This is a genomic window from Lyngbya sp. PCC 8106, assembly GCF_000169095.1.
GTDB lineage: Bacteria > Cyanobacteriota > Cyanobacteriia > Cyanobacteriales > Microcoleaceae > Capilliphycus.
This window is the reverse complement of sequence record NZ_AAVU01000036.1, coordinates 43503-63797: the sequence shown is the minus strand read 5'-3', so window position 1 is coordinate 63797 and position 20295 is coordinate 43503. Positions and strand designations below refer to the sequence as shown.

The 20295-nt window shown below is 41.0% G+C and carries 12 protein-coding genes and 1 pseudogene; 5 read left to right on the top strand and 8 right to left on the bottom strand.

Annotation, left to right across the window (positions count from 1 at the left end; translation table 11 throughout):
- Positions 1-13 precede the first annotated feature (13 nt).
- Positions 14-1920 (bottom strand): annotated as a pseudogene (gene dxs / locus L8106_RS21130) (1-deoxy-D-xylulose-5-phosphate synthase).
- 116 nt (positions 1921-2036) lie between these two features.
- On the opposite strand from dxs, the gene L8106_RS21125 reads away from it, so the two are divergent.
- Entirely contained in the window at positions 2037-3461 is a 1425-nt protein-coding gene (locus L8106_RS21125) for a hypothetical protein (RefSeq protein ID WP_009786487.1), read from the top strand.
- A gap of 608 nt (positions 3462-4069) precedes the next feature.
- Positions 4070-4996, top strand: a complete 927-nt coding sequence (locus L8106_RS21120) for a bestrophin family protein (RefSeq protein ID WP_009786486.1) — start codon at positions 4070-4072, stop codon at positions 4994-4996.
- A 206-nt stretch (positions 4997-5202) separates the two neighbouring features.
- Here L8106_RS21120 and L8106_RS21115 read toward each other — a convergent pair whose 3' ends face one another.
- Both L8106_RS21115 and L8106_RS21110 read right to left on the bottom strand, forming a co-directional pair.
- A complete protein-coding gene (locus tag L8106_RS21115; RefSeq protein ID WP_009786485.1) occupies positions 5203-7113 on the bottom strand; it encodes a penicillin-binding protein 2 in 1911 nt (636 codons plus the stop codon).
- Positions 7114-7187: 74 nt separating this feature from the next.
- Entirely contained in the window at positions 7188-7766 is a 579-nt protein-coding gene (locus L8106_RS21110) for a hypothetical protein (protein ID WP_009786484.1), read from the bottom strand.
- A gap of 215 nt (positions 7767-7981) precedes the next feature.
- Here L8106_RS21110 and L8106_RS21105 point away from each other — a divergent pair, with 215 nt between their 5' ends.
- Positions 7982-8659: a glutathione S-transferase family protein gene (locus tag L8106_RS21105; RefSeq protein WP_009786483.1), complete on the top strand. Its 678-nt coding sequence runs from the start codon at positions 7982-7984 to the stop codon at positions 8657-8659.
- 304 nt (positions 8660-8963) lie between these two features.
- On the top strand, positions 8964-11270 hold the full coding sequence (glgB, locus tag L8106_RS21100; RefSeq protein ID WP_009786482.1) for a 1,4-alpha-glucan branching enzyme: 2307 nt from the start codon (positions 8964-8966) through the stop codon (positions 11268-11270).
- Between the two features lie 36 nt (positions 11271-11306).
- Here glgB and L8106_RS21095 read toward each other — a convergent pair whose 3' ends face one another.
- From L8106_RS21095 to psaK, 4 genes are all read right to left on the bottom strand, one after another.
- Positions 11307-12740 (bottom strand): diguanylate cyclase domain-containing protein, encoded by a 1434-nt coding sequence (locus L8106_RS21095; RefSeq protein WP_009786481.1) that lies wholly within the window; start codon positions 12738-12740, stop codon positions 11307-11309.
- A complete protein-coding gene (locus L8106_RS21090) occupies positions 12737-15931 on the bottom strand; it encodes an ATP-binding protein (protein WP_009786480.1) in 3195 nt (1064 codons plus the stop codon). Before L8106_RS21090 ends, L8106_RS21095 begins: the two co-directional genes overlap by 4 nt.
- 168 nt (positions 15932-16099) lie before the next feature.
- Complete coding sequence (locus L8106_RS21085) at positions 16100-17305, bottom strand: site-2 protease family protein (RefSeq protein WP_009786479.1); 1206 nt, start codon at positions 17303-17305, stop codon at positions 16100-16102.
- Between the two features lie 97 nt (positions 17306-17402).
- Complete coding sequence (psaK, locus tag L8106_RS21080) at positions 17403-17687, bottom strand: photosystem I reaction center subunit PsaK (protein ID WP_039896868.1); 285 nt, start codon at positions 17685-17687, stop codon at positions 17403-17405.
- Between the two features lie 241 nt (positions 17688-17928).
- Here psaK and L8106_RS21075 point away from each other — a divergent pair, with 241 nt between their 5' ends.
- Positions 17929-18561 carry a phosphoribosylanthranilate isomerase gene (locus tag L8106_RS21075; RefSeq protein WP_009786477.1) on the top strand — a complete coding sequence of 211 codons (633 nt, stop codon included), beginning with the start codon at positions 17929-17931 and terminating at the stop codon, positions 18559-18561.
- A gap of 42 nt (positions 18562-18603) precedes the next feature.
- On the opposite strand, the gene L8106_RS21070 is transcribed toward L8106_RS21075, so the two are convergent.
- On the bottom strand, positions 18604-20295 hold the full coding sequence (locus tag L8106_RS21070) for a sodium:solute symporter family protein (protein ID WP_009786476.1): 1692 nt from the start codon (positions 20293-20295) through the stop codon (positions 18604-18606).

Here is a 20295-nt window from a genome sequence, read left to right as displayed (position 1 = left end):
TCTATCAGTTTACCTAACTCACAGGAGAAGGTTGTTTACTGAAAAATAATTCTCGAATTTGTTCAGAAATTTGAGAACTGGTTAAACCCAAATCCGCTTTAGACTGATCGGGAGTCGCATGATCAACTAACTGATCAGGAACTCCGAACCGCTTCAACGGAACCAAAATATTATTATCCATTAACGCCTCAGCTACAGCCGAACCAAAACCACCAATCACACAGCCTTCTTCTAAAGTCGCGACTTTGCCAATTCGTTGGGCTAAAGGTAGAATTAACTCAGTATCTAAAGGTTTAACAAACCGGGCATAATAACCGTTGATTCTATGCCATGTTCGCTCAAGATTTCTGCAACTTGCATTGCCGAATAAACCATTGAACCATATCCCAACAGCAACAAATCATCACCACTGCGAAGAATTTCTCCTTTACCAATAGGTAACGGTTCCCAACCCTCTTCCATTAACGGCACACCATAACCCGAACCACGCGGATAACGCATGGAGATCGGCCCTTCAGTATGGTTAATTCCGGTGACAACCATTTGTTGCAATTCTGCCTCATCTTTGGGTGCCATCATCACCATATTAGGTAAGCACCGTAGATAGGCAATATCATACATTCCTTGGTGAGTCGGGCCGTCTGCGCCCACAATTCCCGCCCGATCTAAACAGAAGAAAACAGGCAGTTTTTGGATACAAACATCGTGAATAATTTGATCGTATGCCCGTTGTAAAAAGGTCGAATAAATAACCGTAACCGGACGCATTCCTTCACAGGCTAAACCGGCTGCTAAGGTAACAGCGTGTTGTTCTGCAATGCCAACATCAATGTATTGTTTGGGGAGTTTGGCTTGGAGTTTATCCAAACCGGTTCCCGTTGCCATTGCTGCGGTAATTCCTAATATTTTAGGATTATTTTCTGCAAGTTTAACCAAGGTGTGGGCGAACACTTTGGAGTAACTCGGAGGTTTGGGCTTGTTTGAGGGAACCGCTTTTCCAGAAGCGAGGTTAAAGGGAGACTGGGCGTGATAGCCGACTTGATCTTTTTCAGCGATCGCATAGCCTTTTCCTTTGGTGGTGGAGACATGAACCATCACCGGGCCAATGATGCTGTGGGCTTGTTTGAAGGTTTCGATCAACTCCTCTAAGTTATGACCATCAACCGGGCCAAGGTAGGTAAAGCCCAGTTCTTCGATCACCGCGCCGACTTTGGGAACGGCTAAACGTTTCATCCCTTCTTTGAGACGTTCCATTTCGGGGGTAAAGGTTTCGCCGACAAAGGGAATCTGTTTAAACTGTTCTCGCAGGTTGTCTTTGAGGAACTGAACAGGGGGACTGAGGCGCATTTTGTTGAGATAACGAGGAATAGCGCCAACGTTGGGTGAGATCGACATCTCGTTATCGTTGAGGATCACCATAAACTTGGTGTGAGGCATATGTCCGGCGTGATTGATCGCTTCGATGGCCATACCTCCGGTTAAAGCCCCGTCTCCGATGATCGCCGCAACTTTGAAGTCTTCGCCCTGCGCGTCCCGTGCTAACGCCATTCCTAAGGCGGCTGAGATGCTGGTGGAGGCGTGTCCGGCTCCAAAATGATCAAATTTGCTTTCACAGCGCTTGAGGTAGCCTGCAACGCCGTTTTTTTGTCGCAACGTGTGGAAGTTGTTGTAGCGACCTGTGATAATTTTGTGGGGATAGGCTTGGTGGCCAACATCCCAAACGACTTTATCTCGATCTAAGTCCAGAGTTTGGTAGAGGGCGAGAGTGAGTTCTACGACTCCCAAGCCAGGGCCTAAATGTCCGCCGGTTGCTGCGACTGTTTCTAAGTGTTTTTCACGAATTTGTCGGGCAATTTCTTGCAGTTCGTGAATCGATAAACCATGTAGCTGATTCGGATGAGTAATTTCACTCAAATGCATACGTCTAAATACCCGCGCTAGCCATTACTTAAGGTAAGTATTATAAACCGGAAACCTTATTCTAACGTGACTCACCCTTACTCAATCCCAAACTGAAGTATAGGAATGAGTAAAAAATGAGTAACAACGCAAAGCTAGGCGGTGACGGCACTTACAAGGGATATGAAGGACAGTTAGAACTTGCTAAAGCTGTTAAAGCAAAATGTACCGAACTCAAAAAAGGCGGTCAGATGCCCAAAGGGTTCAGTTTTGCAATTAAGGACAATAAGTATTTGTGCTTACAGTGGGTAAACCCCTTTACTGGTACTCGCGGGACTAAGAGCGCGTGTGTACCATTTGACGAATCAGGAGTTTACCAAGCGCGTGATAAAGCGTGGAAAATTAAAGAAGCACTGGACAAGCTTAAGACTGTCTCAGAGTTTGATGAATGGTACAAACAAGAGGTAGAGGGTGCTAACGAATTAGTTAATGACCTTAAAACTTACCGTGAGATTATCCAAGAACTTGAATGTGAGTATTTTAGCGGGGTCAATATTCACACTAAACGTTCACGAAGTCGCGATATCCTTAATGATGTAAGAACTTGGAAACGAGGAAGTCTGCACTACTACAACAAAATCTCAGACTGGGATAAATACCCTAATTGGGATGAGATGAAAAAAATTATATTCACTTACGACCAAGGTTGTAGTAGCTTCAAAAAATGTTATTACAAATTAAGAATGATAGCAGAAAAATCAGCAAACAAAAAGCAATTACTAGAATGTTTTTCAGAAATTTACCCGACCCAAACTATCTTTAAAGAGACTCAATCTTGTTCATGGGATGAGTTCTTGCAATGGCGAGAAATGATGCTTAACAAAGAAATGAGAAATTCTCGGTCAATTAAAGCTCGAAAAAATTGGCTATGGGCTACTGGTATGTGTATCTTATACGCTTTACGTCCATCAGAAATAGCTGCGGCTATCAATCTGGACAAGCCATACACAAAAGACGGTGTAACTATACCCGCTATCAATGACCCAAACAATAAAACGATGTTATTGGTATTAGGACACTACACCTATTTTGGTACATCAATTAAAACTGGGGAGCGTATTTGTAAACCTGTTACAACTAAAAACGAACTCCTTGAATTGCTAAGAATACGAGATATTGGCTTACATGAGTACAAACCCTGCCCTGACTCTGACCCAGAGAGTATTTGTGCAGGGTTTAACAACACTCACTCAGGGTATTTGAACAACAATGGGTTTCCTTGCACAGAAACATATGTTTTCAGGCACTTAGGTAATCAACTAGGTGAAATGTATGGCATCCCTCAAGAGATACGAGCTAGAAGCATGGGACACTCTACAACTCAAAATGATACTACTTACAAAAAGCGTAAAAATCTTAAAACTACAGTTGATATTTTGCTAAATCATTCTAAGATGCCGTTGAGCTTAGACGCGGCTAAGGATGAACTAGAACGGCTTAATTTAAACTTAGAGGATGAAACTGTGCAAGCTGTCTTAAGGGTTGTTTATCAGCTAGACTAAGTGTAGTAGATTGAATAGATTGATTGAGTTCCAGTAGTGTTAAACCTCCTTAGAAATAATCTAGGGAGGTTTTTCATTTTTTACTCATTCCTATATTTCAGTTTGGGATTGAGTAAGTATAAGTTACGTTAGAATAAGGTTTCCGGTTTATAATACTTCCTTAGGTAACGTGTAAATAACAAATACGGATCGGTTTAGTCACCGTCCAAGTTGATGCACAGATGTCATGGTAGCAGGGGAAAGGGATCTGCGATCAAGTTTGCTGTAATTTGTGATCGATGAGATCAGTCTCAGAACTCAGGTTTTCGGCGGTCAAACCGGGTCTATTCAGGCTTTTTACGAGGGAATTTTGGGGGGCGAGCGATCGCCATGATCACAGCGACACTCTGGGAGTGATCGAAAGTTCGATAGATTTACTCATCGGATAGATAGAAATTTGCGGTATACTGATTTCAGCAATTTTTGACTTTATGCTGAATAAATGAGCGACTGTTGACTCAACAATTACCCATCAACAGCGATAAGTCAATCGATCTCTCCAGGCTATTCAGCTTGACCTCAAACTCCATCAAAAAATTAATATAAATTAATTTGAAAATAGTCATCCAATGTCAAAAATAGTTACTGAACAAAAAAGTTGGTTTAATTGGTTAAAATTAGCTCTGGATATCCGCAGTTCAGTGATTCGGTCAATTTGGCGACGAGTTTTGGCGTCCATGATTTTTGCAGGTTTGATTAATTTTATTTATTCTCAAGGCTTGGCTGTCAATCAACCTATTCTTAGCAGTTTAATTCCGAGTATTGTTCTGGGTTTACTCTTGGTTTTTAGAACAAATACAGCCTACGAACGATATTGGGAAGGTCGTAAACTTTGGGGGGTGATGATTCATAATGGTCGAGTTTTAGCTCGAAATATTTATTTTTTTATTCCGACAAAAACAAATAAAGACAGAGAAAATAAATTAGATTCTATTCAATTAGTGAGTACATTAGTTTGGGTAATCAAAGTTCATGTCAGAAAAGAAAATATAGAAACTGAGCTGAAAAATTTACTCACACCCAATCAGCTTTCGGAACTTCAACAGATTCAGCAACGACCTTTAAGAGTTGCGAATTGGTTAGCGGATTATTTAATCAGAATGTATGAAAAAAATCTGATTAACTATCGCTTTTTCATTGAATTAAATCAGTCAATAGATCGAATTTTAGAGGCAATGATTGCTTGCGATCGCATTGCTTCGAGTCCGCTACCCAAAGCGTATTCTATTCACTTAAAACATCTGTTGCTTATTTATTGTTTGAGTGTACCGTTTACTTTCGTTGAGGAGTTGAACTGGTTAACGGTTCCTGCGGTGGGAGTCATTACTTTTTCTTTACTCGGAATTGAAGAAATAGGCTTAGAGATTGAAAATCCATTTGGACATGATCCCAATGATTTACCCTTAGAGAAGTTTTGTTATATCCTCCAAAATGATATTGCTGAGTTGATCGAGTATGAGAGTCAATCAAGTTCCGATCAAGTCATTAACGAATAGTCAGAACAAGTATGATCAATAAAGACAAACCAATCAGTCGAAAAAAATCAAAAAATAACCAATTCCTAGCTTTTTAAGATTTAACTCAAACTACAAATAATTTGGAACTTTCTACAGCCAAAAAACTTGAGTTGTTATAATTTATTTCCTACTATTAAAGCTCGATAGTCTGTCAAAATATTCAATTTTCCTTAAAGCTAAATCATCTATTCTTCACTCTCAAGTTCACTTTCAGGTTTGGCGTTTAAATCAGAAGGAGGTATTTTTTGTAGTCCAATTAAACCTTCCATGACGGATTTAACAATAGGCGCTGCAACCCTTCCACCACTGGCACCGGGTATCTGGGGTTCATCAATGACTGCAATGACAACATAACGAGGATTATTAACAGTTAAAATCCCAACAAAACTGGTAATTCGAGCATTTTCTGAGTAACCGCCAGTCGCAGAAGCTTTTTGGGCTGTACCTGTCTTTCCCGCGACGCGATAACCTGCAATCCGTGCAGCTTTACCCGTACCATCTTCTGCGGTGACAACCGACTCCATCATTTCTAAGACTTTATTGGCAGTTTTAGAGGAGAAAACTTGCCGAGATTCAGGTAAAGAAGTTTCCCAATAAAGTTGTCCTTTACTGTTATATAATCCTTTGACAACATGAGGAGTGACGAGTTTTCCACCATTAGCTAAAGTTGCATTTAATTGAGCTAATTTTAGAGGTGTAATTGAAAGTCCTTGACCAAAAGCTGCGGTTGCAGATTCTACCGGAACATTCATAAATTGATGGCGTGTTTTCAGTGTACTTGCGACTTCAAAGGGTAAATCAACACCGCTCAATTCTCCGAGTCCTAATCGTTTTAATCCATCATAAAAAACTTCAGGTTCTATCTGCTGCATGATGTGAACCATGCCAATATTACTCGAATATTTAATCACATCAGTAATATTGACTGAACCCCGAGTCCCCACAGAATTGTAATCAGCATTTTGAATTGTCCATCGACCCATCTGAATCCGACCTTCATCATAAACCATAGTATCTTGCTGAATGCCTCCTGCTTCTAAAGCAATTGCAACATTAATCGGTTTGAAGGTAGAACCGGGTTCATAGAGGTCAGATAATGCCCAATTTTTAAAGTTTTCAACATTCGATTTCCAATACTCATTGGGATCGTAGGATGGCTCATTGACTAATGTCAATATTTCACCATTCCTAGCATCCATGACAACCACAGTACCGCGTTTTGCTTCATTTTTTTCAACGTTTTCTTTGAGAATTTTACGAGCCATTCTTTGGAGACGAGTATCAATGGTGAGTCGCAATTCTAAGTCGTCAAGCTGAATAAATCCAGAAGCGAGTTGAGTCGGAACCCAATTGCCATTAACTGAACGTTGAAACTCTAGAGAAGGCATGACTCGTTCGAGTAATTCTTGTTGACTATGTTCAACTCCAGCTTGACCTTTACCTTCGCTATCGACATAACCAACAATATCGGAAGCAATATTTTGTTGAGGATAAAGGCGTTTCCGTTGTTGGATAAGTTCTAATCCATCAATTCTCAAGCTAGCGATGTGGTTGCCGACTTCTTCACTAATAGACTCAGCAATTTTAATCCCACTATCTGCTTCTTGAAATTGTTCAAGGAGTTCATTGGCGGTGGGATTTTTTAAATCATTTAGCACTAATACCTTAGATAATTTCTCCGCGATCTCCGCAGGAAGTTGTTGAAATAATTTGGGATGAGCGTAAAGTGTATAAACGATTTGATCAATGGCTAAAATATGACCATTCATATCACTAATCGGACGGCGAGGAACAAACGGAAGATCCCGTTGACTTTGTTGAAATTGGGCTTGCTGTTTGAGCATTGGCCCCATCATAATTTGTAGGCGAAATAAATTCACCAATAGTCCGAATAATCCCCCCAACAAAATGAGCCACACCATTCGCAGACGAGAGGACTTACATCTTTTGATTTGGGCAGGTTTACGAGCAACGGGCTTTTGAGGCTTACGAGGATCTAAACCCGAAAATCGAGATGACGAATTAACAGGCTTTTTAGTCTGTATAGAACGAGAAAAACGAGGTCTATTCAAACGTGATCTAGAAGGAAAATCCATGATAATTCAGTTAATCGTTTTTTCAGTGAATCGTCACCCCGGAGATAATTTTTGATTGATTTTTACTGATCTGGCTAATATCCTAAAGGTTTATTGGAGGTAGAAGTCGGACTTAAATTAAGTTCGAGGGGGGGAACTTCCGGTGAGACTTCTGGGCGGGGGGGTGCTGGACGTAAAAAGATCATATCTAGAGGTTCTCTTTCGACTAATCCGGTATCGGGCTGTTGGGCGCCTTGAGCGATTTGATGCTTGAGAACTTCATTTGTGGCTCGTAGTTGTTGTTCTTGGGTTCGATAATGTTCTAGAGTCTGATATTCTTGTGTCCAAGCCGATTCTCGATAGGCTGTTAAGCTGTAGACGCTGAGGGTAATTCCGACAACAGCTCCAGTTACAATAGAGGAGACTTGTTGTAGGGTAGTCAGCGATCGCAGCCAAAGCGGTTGAGGGGGCCTACTCGGTAAAATTTCAACAACATCAAGCTCAATGATTTCCGGAGTTGAATTTGATTCGGGTTGAGCAAGCGGTTGAGTGCGCGGCTTCCGTTGAAGTCTGGCTGGGGCGAGGGGGATGATATTTCCCGGAGTCGTCGGCGTAGTCAGAGATGAAGACGGGCGCTCAGAGATAGAACGGGTGGGTCGGAATGCAATAGTCATAGCTCAGGGTTAGACAATCACGATCGCTAGTCAGTTATCAAGTTCAGTTATTGAAGCTGAAGTCAGCAAAAAAACTCAGACAGGCAGTAGAATTTCTTTCTCATATTACCATTAGCAAGTTTCAAGCATTACAGCGGAATTGATAGTATTTTTGAGTTTGACTGTTTTTTTTAGATTTTCTCAAGCTTCAAGTACAATCTTAACTGTCTATACCGATGCTTTTGTTACAATTCAGTACCTCTCATTATTGTCGTAAAGCCCGTTTAGCTCTGGGTTATAAAGGTATTTCCTACCAAGTTCAAAATTTAACACCCGGATTGCACCTTTTGAAACTCAAACCTCTGACGGGTTTAACGACAGTTCCGGTGTTAGTCCCGCAATTGGACAATCAACCGAGTGTGATTGCAGATTCGAGTCGAATTTTCCAGTTTTTAGACACTTATTGTCCAACTCCGCCCTTATATTTTGATGATCCGCAACAGCAAACTCAGACGTTGATGCTGGAAGACTGGCTCGACGAAAGTATTGGCACCGCGACACGATTTGTTTATTATCAGTTTCGTGCAGGTGCAGGCAAACAGATCGATCCGTCTTGGTCTTCTCAAGTGGTGATTCAAGTGGTGCGTCGTCAATACGGGATTGATCAAGCGTCTGCGGAGTTAGCCACCCAACGCTTAAAAATCGCCTTTGAGGTGTTGCAAGTTTGGCGGGAGCGTCCCTATCTCGTCGGCGATCGCATCAGTGTAGCCGATCTAGCGGCGGCGGCATTATTGAGTCCTCTGGCGTTAATTCCCGACTATCGAGAAAACTATCCTTGGCTGTTTGAAAATATCACTCGGATTCATCAATTGTGTGGGGAAGCCTTACCACCGGGTTTATCCTCAGAAGGCTAGATTCCTCTTTTTTGTTACAGATCATTAATGCTTTATGCAATAATATCAACGACTTCCAAATTATCATCCGTATCCTTTCAAAGAAATATGAGAGAAACTTCCTATAGAGGTCAACTGATTTGTATACTTGTGATCAAGCATTTGTGCATAGAGAAAGGCTTGATCCCTAATAGATCTGCCTAATTTTTTAAAGCTAGAGCTAGGGATAGATGACAAATTCCTGGAACTCGCTAAAAAATGTATTGTAATATAACTTGCCCGTTTGAGATTAACCTGTTTGTAGTAGTAGTAGCGTGTGAGCCCCATGACCACTATCGCACATGATCAAATTGACCGGATTGTTTGGAATCATCATAGCGATCCCTTTGAAGTTCTCGGCCCCCATCAGATCGAAAAGGATGGCAAAACGGTATGGGTAGTGCGAGCCTACCTCCCCAATGCTGAAGCAGCCTGGGTCATTTTGCCGGAACAACGAGAAGAATATGCAATGGAGTCGGTTCATAACCCCCATTTCTTTGAATGTATTCTTGATCTCGATACCCCCAAACTCGCCAACTATCAAATTCGTTACAAAGAAGGAGAACATGAGCGGGTCACTTATGACACCTATGCCTTCCGTTCTCCCAAACTGACTGACTTTGATATTCACCTGTTTACGGAAGGAAATCACCATCGCATCTATGAGAAGCTCGGCGCTCACTCGGATACGATTGATGGAGTCAATGGCGTTTACTTCGCGGTTTGGGCGCCTAGCGCTCGTAACGTTTCTGTACTCGGTGACTTCAACTACTGGGACGGTCGTAAACACCAAATGCGGAAGTTTGGGAATGGCGTTTGGGAACTGTTTATCCCGGAAGTCACAGTTGGCGCTCACTACAAATATGAGGTGAAAAACTGGGAAGGACACATTTACGAAAAATCCGATCCCTACGGTTTTCAACAGGAAGTCCGACCCAAAACCGCTTCAATTGTCACCGATCTCGATACCTACGAGTGGAATGATGCTCAGTGGATGGAGGAACGCCGCCACACCGAACCCCTGACTGGGCCGATTTCCGTCTATGAATGTCATATCGGATCGTGGAACCGGGCATCGATGTCCGAACCCCACAAGTTACCCGATGGCACGGTAGAACCTGCGATTCAAGCGATTGAACTTGATCCGGGTGGTCGCTTTTTAACCTATCGAGAAATGGCTGAGACGTTGGTTCCCTACGTTAAGGAACTTGGCTATACTCATATCGAAATGCTCCCAGTTGCAGAACACCCGTTTGATGGCTCTTGGGGTTATCAAGTTACGGGTTATTATGCTCCAAGTTCCCGCTTTGGTACCCCCGAAGATTTTATGTATTTGGTAGATAAATGCCATGAACAGGGGATTGGGGTAATTGTAGACTGGGTACCTGGACATTTCCCCAAAGATGGACATGGTTTAGCCTTCTTTGATGGGACTCATCTCTACGAACACGGCGATCCGAGGATTGGGGAACACAAAGGTTGGGGAACCCTGGTCTTTAACTATGGTCGCAACGAAGTCCGTAACTTCTTGGTTGCTAACGCCATATTCTGGTTTGACAAATTCCATATTGATGGAATGCGGGTGGATGCGGTGGCTTCGATGCTTTACCTCAACTATTGTCGTGAAGATGGAGAGTGGGTTGCCAACAAGTATGGCGGTTGTGAAAATATTGAAGCGGCCGATTTCATTCGTCAAACCAATCATGTCTTATTCGGCTATTATCCCGGCACATTGATGATCGCCGAAGAATCCACAGCATGGCCGATGGTGTCCTGGCCGACCTATGTAGGCGGTTTAGGGTACAACCTGAAGTGGAACATGGGTTGGATGCACGATATGTTGGATTATTTCCACATGGACCCTTGGTTCCGGCAGTTCCACCAAAATAATATTACTTTCAGTATTTGGTATCACCACAGCGAAAACTTCATGTTAGCCTTGTCTCACGATGAGGTCGTACATGGTAAGAGTAATATTTTGGGTAAAATGCCTGGGGATGATTGGCAGAAATTTGCCAACGTCCGCTGCTTATTTGCCTATATGTTTGCTCATCCCGGTAAGAAAACGATGTTTATGGGGATGGAGTTTGGTCAAAGGAAAGAGTGGAATGCTTGGGGAACTCTGGAATGGGAACTGCTGCAATACGAAGGTCATCAGAATATTCACCGCTTCTTCAAGGATGTGAACGCTCTCTATCGTTCTGAACCTGCACTCTATGAACAGGACTTTGCTGAGGAAGGGTTCCAGTGGATTGATTGTACTGATAATCGTCATAGTGTGGTGTCGTTTATTCGTCGAGCCAAAGATACCGATGAGTTTATTGTCATAGTCTGTAATTTCACGCCTCAACCTCACAGTCATTATCGCATCGGGGTTCCAGAAGCGGGCTTCTATACAGAGTTGTTTAATAGTGATGCTCGTGAATATGGCGGAAGCAATATGGGGAACTTGGGCGGTAAGTGGACAGAAGAATGGTGGTTCCACAACTATCCCCAGTCGTTGGATTTGTGCTTACCTCCGTTGGGCGTGTTAATGCTGAAGTTAAATCGAGAAAAAACAACCGCAGCTTTAGCTGAAGGTGAAGCTTCTTAAGCCTAAGTGTGCTGCGTAATATAATCTAGACTTTGCTTAGGACAATTCCCCAGTTTCTCTGAGAGACTGGGGTTTTTTTGGGTTAATATTAGGGTTAACTACAATCTGATCTCGTCCTTGTTGTTTGGCTTGATAGAGAGCGGAATCGGCTGCATTGACTAACTGCTCTGGACTCGTCATACCACTCGGAATTATACTCGAAATCCCTAAACTTAGGGTGATATATGAACTAACATCAGACTTGACATGAGGGCTTTGCAGTTGTCGAATTTGATCCTGAATCAATTGTGCAACTTGTCGCGCCCCCGAACCATCTGTATTCGGTAAAATCACCACAAATTCTTCGCCCCCATAACGAGCAACTAAATCGGCTGGACGTTTAATGACTTGACTGATGGCTTGAGCAACTTGGATTAAACATTCATCGCCTTGTAAATGACCATAATAATCGTTGTAAGCTTTAAAATAATCCACATCACAAAGAATTAAAGCAATCGGTTGTTGTTCACGAAAACAACGTTTCCATTCTTGCTCTAAAGTTTCATCAAAGCTGCGACGATTGGCAATTTGAGTTAAACCATCAATATTAGCTAAATGCTGTAACTTTCGGTTGGCTTCTTCTAAAGCGATTTGCATTCGATGACGTTCAGTAATATCACTTTGAATACCAATATAGTGAGTAATATTTCCTCCAGCATCTCGCACTGGAGAAATCGAGACTTCATTCCAAAACAGAGTTCCATCTTTGCGATAGTTCCGTATTATTACCAAACAATCTTCGTCATTTTTTAGGGCGTTGCGGATAATATCTAAATTCGGTTGATCTCGATCTTCACCTTGTAAAAAACGGCAATTTTTACCCCAAACTTCTGACACAGAATACCCAGTAATTTTTTCAAACGCTTGATTAACATAAATAATCGGATTATCGCTTTGAGTAGCATCGGTAATAATCACGCCATTGCGACAAGTAAAGATCGCTTGATTAAATAAATTTAATTGAATTTCTAATTCCTTTCGTGTGTTAATTTCCTGTTGAAGTTTCTGATTTTGTTCTTTTAATTGTTGTGTTTGGTGTTGGAGTCGTAACTGAAGCTGAACTCTCGCTAAGACTTCTTTGATTTGAAAAGGTTTGGTAATATAATCAACTCCGCCCATCTCAAAAGCTTTCACTTTATTAAAGGCTTCATCAAGCGCACTGATAAAAATCACAGGAATCTCAGATGTAATTGGATTTTCTTTGATATGTTGACAAACTTGATAACCATCCATTTCAGGCATAACAATATCGAGTAAAATCAAATCAGGTGGCTTAGAAAAGGCTGCGTTTAAAGCCATTTCCCCATTAATTGCTTTTCGCAATTTATAATTTTTCTGAGAGAGCATCTGAGTTAAAATTTTTAGATTTTCGGGATGATCATCAACAATTAAAATATTTTCGGGTTGAGAAGATGTTAAAAGGTTATTCATCTTTTTATAATTTCAATTAAATCAATAATTTTATCCAAACGAAAATTTTTAACACAATAGGTTAAAGCTGTTGCCAGAGAAGCTTGATTTTCAGGAATTTGAGTAATAAGTGTTAAAACCCAGTCATCATCTAAATCCATTGAGGCTTGATAAAGTTCCTCTAACCAATCGGGTGGCATGACTTTTAAGCTATCTACATCTAAAGTAGAACTAATTTCTTGTTTCGTAGAGACATTAATTTCTTCATAAATAAAACGAACTCCTAAATGTTTTTCCAGCATTTCAAATATTATAGATTCTTGAAAGGGTTTCCGCACAAAGTCATCACATCCGGCTGAGAGAATAATATTTCTATCCTCTTCTAATACGCTAGCCGTAATCGCAATAATCGCCGTTGCTTGTCCTTTGGTTGTGGTTTTAATCTGGGTTGTGGCTGCATAACCATCCATCACAGGCATTCTCATATCCATCCAAATCAAATGCGGTTCCCAGTCTTGCCAAATTTCAATTGCTTCTTTGCCATTTGTTGCTTCTTTGAGTTCAAACCCAAAAGGATTCAGCAGTTGAATTAACAGTTTACGGTTAATCAGGTTATCATCAACAATTAGAAGTTTATAACAAGGTTGATGGGGTTCAAGGGCAATAATTTTCCGAGGAGAGGTTTGGGTTTCTACTTCTGTAGGTTGAACTACGTTTACCTGAATATTAAAGCTAAAAATAGTTCCGACTCCTGCTTGACTTTTAACGTTAATTTCACCGCCCATAAGTTCTACAAATTTCTGACTAATGGCTAACCCTAAACCTGTTCCTTCTTGGGCTTGTTTTCCGCTTTGAGTCTGACTAAAAGCTTCAAATAGTTGACTGAGTTCTTCTGATAAAATTCCCACTCCTGTATCTTCGACTTCAAAATAGAGGGTTTGAGTTGAGGGTTCTGTTTCGGGAGTTGATCTAGTTTTCACTCTCAGATAAATACCTCCAACCTGGGTGAACTTCATGGCATTGCTGAGTAAGTTAATTAAAACTTCCCGTAATTTCAACTCATCGGTTTGAATATATTGAGGAATATTATCTTCACGTTCAAAATATAATTGTAGTCCTTGATTGATCGATTTTAGCTTAAATAATTCTTCAATTTCATCTAAGAGTCGAACCAGATAAAAATTCTTAGAGTTGAGTGTGATTTTTCCGGCTTCGATTTTAGACACATCTAAAATATTATTAATCAGGGTGAGTAAATACTCTCCACTACGGTTAATAATTTTGACACTTTCTTGATGTTCATTGGGAAGATTAGATGAACGATTCATAATTTGAGAAAATCCCAAAATCGCATTCAGTGGAGTGCGTAATTCATGGCTCATATTGGCAATAAAAGCACTTTTAGCAACGTTGGCTACTTCGGCTTTTTCTTTGGCTTCTGCGAGTTCTTGGGTGCGTTGAGTCACTTGTGCTTCTAAGGTGCAGTTGTAGTCGGCTAATAGTTGTTCGGCTTGTTTACGTTGGGTAATATCTTGAAAAGCAGCGATCGCATATATGATTTGACCTTGTTCATTATAAATTGGAGTTGCCCAAACTTCTATGGGTAAAATTTTATTCGGGTAGTGAATTTCCAGATCATCAATGTAAACAATTTCTCCTTTTAAAGCCCGAACCGCAGGTAAAGCATTTGTGGGATAAAGTTTTCCGGTTCCCGCTTGATAAATTTGGTAAGCTTGACTCAGTTCTTTTGCTTGAGCATCCAAAAGAGTTTGAATATTTAACAGTTGTCTACTGGTTTGATTTGCATAATACAGTTTTCCGGTGATATCGTGAACAGATACTCCTACAGGTAAGGCTTCAAGGTATTGAAATAAGCGACTTTCACTATCTTTAAGTTCGGCAAAAGAAGCTTGTAGTTGATGTGCCATTTGGTTAAAAGAATGGGCGAGTTCTCCTAGTTCATCGCTGCGTTTTGTTTCTATCGTTTTATCCCATTTTCCCTGGGCGATATCTTTAGCAGCTTGATTTAATTTTAGGATAGGTTTTATCACCCAACGAGTTGTGAGAATGCCTAAAATTAGGGCTACGCTTAAAGCAATAATACATAAAATAACGGTTGTGCGAGTATTGGCATAAATTTGAGCCATAAAGTCCGATTCCGGTACAACAATTACCGTAAAAAACTCTAAGCCTTTATCTTGTTGAGCGGGAGTAACTTGTAAAAAATACTTTTGATTATAAAATTTAAAATTAAGCTGTTGACGGCGATCAATTTGCTTTAAACTTTTAAAACTATCTAACAGGGTTTGGGTGGCATTTTGAACCAGAAAACTTTCACTTTTAATTGCTAACTTTTTCCGTCTTTTCGGATCGAGCGTTCGGGCTTTATCAATATCAAAATTCTGAATAAAAGGGAGTTCTCCTGTAGAAGTGGCAATCAAAAATCCTTCGCCATCAATAATAAATGCCTCTCCCGTTTTTCCAATTTCCAGCTTTGCTAAAAACTCTCCAATTTGAGAGAGATGAAAAGCCGCAGTAACCACTCCTGAAAATTTGCCTTGCTGATTATAAAAGGGTTGAAAATTAACGAGAGTTACAATAGGTTTGTCATAACCTAAAGGCGCAGAAACACTGTGTATCCAGATTGATTTTCCTGCCTTTTTTGTTCGGCTATACCAAGGATTACCGGGCGGATCGTTATGAGGATCATAAGAATGAGTTTCAACCAGTTGAATCGGATTTCCTTGGTCATTCAGTTGGTAGTTATATTGTTGTCCTTGAGTGGATTGATTATAAATTCTCAGAATTAGTGTTCCCAGTCTGGGAGTTTCAATTATTAAAAAATCTTTGTTTTCTGTAGCAATTCCGATAGCATTAGCTCGCTCAAAAATTTGTATTTGCTGCCAAAAATAACGCTGTAACACTTCGAGATTTTCCGCAGGTAAAATCCCCATTTTTAAGGCTTCTGCATTATTTTTGGTGATTTTTTCTAGGGTATTCAAATAACTAGAAAAATTCTGCTCAACCCGATCTCCCACCTCATCCATTAACTGCTGTGCTAAGTCTTCAACGGCTTGTTGTCCGTTTTTAAAAGAAAGATACCCAACCAGTCCAACTGTCCCGAAAATTTGCAATATAAAGGGAACAATCAAAACAACTCGCAGGGGTAGTCTAGTGAAAATCTGAGTCAACAGATGAACAAACGGTTTCATTTACATAGCCACCAACAGATTTGATCGGATTTAATCATTCCTATGATAACGCTTACTCATTGAGTTCAGGTGTTTTTCATACAATCAAGAGAGAGTTGAGGCTATACTATAAAACAAAACTCCCAGAAAATAATCCGAGAGAGTGGTACTGAACTCTAGAAAAAATCTTTAAGCTTTGCTATAAGAAGCAGTTGTTTGGGCGATGGAAACTAGAGGTAATCCGGGTGGATAATTTCCTTCTGATTTAATGCGTTTAATCTCACCTTCAGGAACCGGAACTTTCATTTCAGTTAATACAGCCCGAACAATATCACCGCGATCAATTATACCTGCTACAGCCCCGGCTGGAGATAAAACAGTGATCCGAGAAAGTTTTTGTATTTCTAGATTGTTAATCACCTCAAATAAAGGTGTTTTTTCCAAGATCGTGACTAATTGTTCGAGGGGTTTAACCACATCATTTAGGGTTTGAATATTCCATTGGCTACGTTCAATGACTCGTAGAGCATCAATCGAAACCAACCCTCGATAACGACCATTAGAAGCCGCAAAATAGACGGGAACGGTGTCCGGTGTAATTAGATATTCGTCGGCAAATTCTCGTAGGGTTAAATCTGCATCAACGACTCTAAATTCTCGGGTCATTGTTTTTTCTGCGGTGACTTTGAGCAAGATTTCTTGTAAATCAGTCATGCGATTATAAGAGGTGGCATTCCGCACCGCAAACCATCCAATAAAAGCAATCCACAAACCGCCAAATTGATTTTCTAATAAAAAGATTGTTAGTCCTAAAGAGATCGCGATCCAACCGATGGCTTGACCTGTTCTCGCCGCCCAGCGAACGCCTGCAAAACGACTTCCTGTAAATTTCCAAATGGCTGCTTTTAACACTTGACCCCCATCTAAGGGTAAGCCGGGAATCATGTTAAATAAAGCTAAAACAAGGTTAATTCCCGCAAGGCGATTGGCTAAAGCGCCCGTTAAACTCGATTCAGGCAAAATCTGAGCCATTAAACTCAAAACAAAAAACAGTGCTAAACTGACCAAAGGCCCAGCAATTGCGACTTGAAAAGCTTGACCTGGGGTTTTGGATTCGCGATCAATTGATGCAATTCCTCCAAATAAAAATAAGGTGATAGAATTGACTTGAATTCCTTGAGATTTGGCAACTAAACTATGCCCTAGCTCATGCAATAATACAGAGCCAAATAGTAATAGTGAGAGGGCAAACCCGGCACTCCACGACAGGATTTGCCCCCACTTTAAGTAATCCTGGCTATTGGCAAGGGTTACAAGTAGCAAAATCAAAAACCAAGAAGAATCGATATAGAGCGGAATCCCAAATATTGATCCTATTCGCCAACCTGCTTGCATGGGCTTTATATCCTTAACTCTCGCTATTCCTGTTGTTGATACCCAGGATTGATTATGTTCTCTTTCTAGTGTACCAACAACGCTCCTCAGCTCGGGTTTAGAGGACACCTGCGTTACTCAATCCGAGAATCATTCCGGCACCTAATAAATGTCCGAAACTGGCTGTTGCTAACAATTCAGGAACACCGAAGCCTGCAAATAAACCGGGTAATTGCACCGGAAGAGCAGGGCCTCGACCTCGATTTTTTTGAGGAATCGCATAAAATCCAATGGCGATCGCAAATAAGTTACAGAGAATCATAATCAGTGCGACTTTCGGCGACCACTGCGATGTAGAGGGAACGGTAGATTGCACAGCCAGATGTAACATAGAGTAAATCAAATTGGGTTCTCCTCTTAAATTAATTGATGCTTAAAATGCGGTCAGGTTTAAGGTTATCTGGTATTATAGGGATGAGTTTGCCGAAAGTATAAAATTGTTGAAATAATTAACATATTTGTTAAAACTTGCAACAACTCTAAACTAGATTAAGAAATTTTTTCATCTAACTTCCGATAGATTTATCAAGGTCGTGATCAGGATTTGAGTTTAAAATAAAAAAAATAGAGACTTAGGTATTCAAATGCGGGTTAAAATTTGTGGAATTACGAAACCCGATCAGGGAAAAGCGATCGCTGAGTTGGGGGCGACGACTCTAGGATTTATTTGTGTTCAGAGTTCGCCTCGGTTTATCACTCCTCAAAATATTCAAGCAGTTATTGAACTTTTACCGATAACGGTAGAACGAATCGGGGTTTTTGCTAATGCTAGCCTAGAGGAAATTAGTCAAACTCTATTGGCAGCAGACTTGACTGGAATTCAACTACATGGTGGCGAATCTTTGGAATTTTGCGATCGCCTCCGTCAATCATTCCCCCATTTAGAAATTATTAAAGCTATTCGAGTGAAAACCCCAGAAGCGTTAGATTTAGCTGAAACTTATATTGATCACGTTGATACTTTACTCCTAGATGCCTATCATCCTCAACAATTAGGAGGAACAGGTCACACTTTAGATTGGAATAGTTTACAACAATTTCGTCCGTCAATCCGGTGGTTATTGGCAGGCGGTTTAACACCGGATAACGTATTAGAAGCGTTAAATTTATTAAAACCGGATGGAATTGATTTATCAAGTGGTGTTGAACAGTCTCCCGGTGATAAAGATTTAGACAAAGTTAGGCAATTATTTCAAGTGCTTTTAAAATCGGCTTGATTGAAGGACATAGGAATGCCATGTCCTCCAAACGGATTAAAATTAATCCAAATAGTCTTCTCCAACTTCTTCAATTGCAGGCGGTTCATCACCGGGAGTTCTTAACTCCTCAACTAACCTTTGAACCGACTCAGGTGGGGGTGGTGTTACGCGAGAAACCCCAAAAGTGACGATGAAGTTGAGAATCATCCCTAAGGTGCCAATTCCCTCAGCCGAAACCCCAAAAAACCAGGGTTCCATGTTGTAGAATTTCACCCCAAGAATGTAGAATATTGTGAAGGCTAAACCGACAATCATTCCCGCAATTGCGCCTTCTCGGTTCGTGCGTTTATCAAACACTCCCAGAATAATAACCGGGAAGAAACTTGCTGCTGCTAACCCAAATGCAAACGCTACAACTTGGGCAACAAATCCAGGGGGATTCACCCCAAAATATCCAGCAATAGCGATCGCAAATCCGACCATAATTCGACCGACCATCACTCGCAAAGATTCTGATGCTCCGGGGTTAATCATGCGATAATAAACATCGTGAGCAACCGAACTAGAGATAACGAGTAATAAACCGGAAGCTGTTGATAAAGCGGCGGCAAGTCCTCCGGCGGCGACTAATGCAATCACCCAAGGGGCTAATTTAGCGACTTCTGGAGTCGAAAGAACGATGATATCACGGTCAATTGTGATTTCGTTTGTTTCAGCATTAGGAGTGAGTTGAAAGCGTCCGTCGTTGTTCTTGTCTTCAAAGGCTAAAAGTCCGGTTTGTTCCCATTTATTCACCCAATCTAATTGACGTACTTCTTCGATGGGTTGGTCATGTAAGGTGGTAATTAAGTTGTAACGAGCAAAGGAAGCAAGTGCAGGTGCAGTAGTATATAACAGGGCAATAAATAATAACGCCCAACCGGCTGAATATCGAGCAGCACGAACATCAGGAACGGTATAAAAGCGGACGATCACATGAGGTAAACCGGCTGTTCCCACCATTAAAGCAATAGTGATAAACAGCACGTCTAACATGGATTTATTCACAAAGGGTTGGGTGTATTCTTGAAACCCTAAATCCGTTTGAATTTGGTTGAGTTTGGGAATGATATCACTGAAGGCAAAACTGACTTGGGGAACGGGATTTCCAGTCAGAAGAATAGAAATTGCGATCGCTGGAATTAAGAAGGCAAAAATTAACACAACATATTGAGCAACTTGTGTCCAAGTAATGCCTTTCATGCCGCCTAAAACGGCAAAAAATCCAACAATTACCATGCCAATGATCACACCTGTTTCGATGTTGACTTGTAGGAACCGACTAAAGACAATTCCCACGCCTCGCATTTGTCCGGCGACATAGGTTAAGGAGACAAAAATCGCCGCAACAACAGCCACTAAACGGGCAATATTTGAGTAATAGCGATCGCCGACAAAATCAGGAACGGTGTACTTCCCAAACTTGCGTAAATAGGGGGCAAGAAGTAATGCTAATAATACATAACCACCCGTCCATCCCATCAAATAAATTGAACCATCGTATCCCAAAAAAGAGATTAATCCTGCCATCGAAATAAACGAAGCTGCCGACATCCAATCCGCCGCAGTTGCAGCACCATTAGCGAGGGAAGGAACCCCTTGTCCGGCTACATAAAATTCTTTACTATCTCGAACTCTCGAACTCCAACCAATATAGAGATAAAGAATAAATGAGATGATCACAAAAATAGTCGTCCAAACTTCTACAGACAT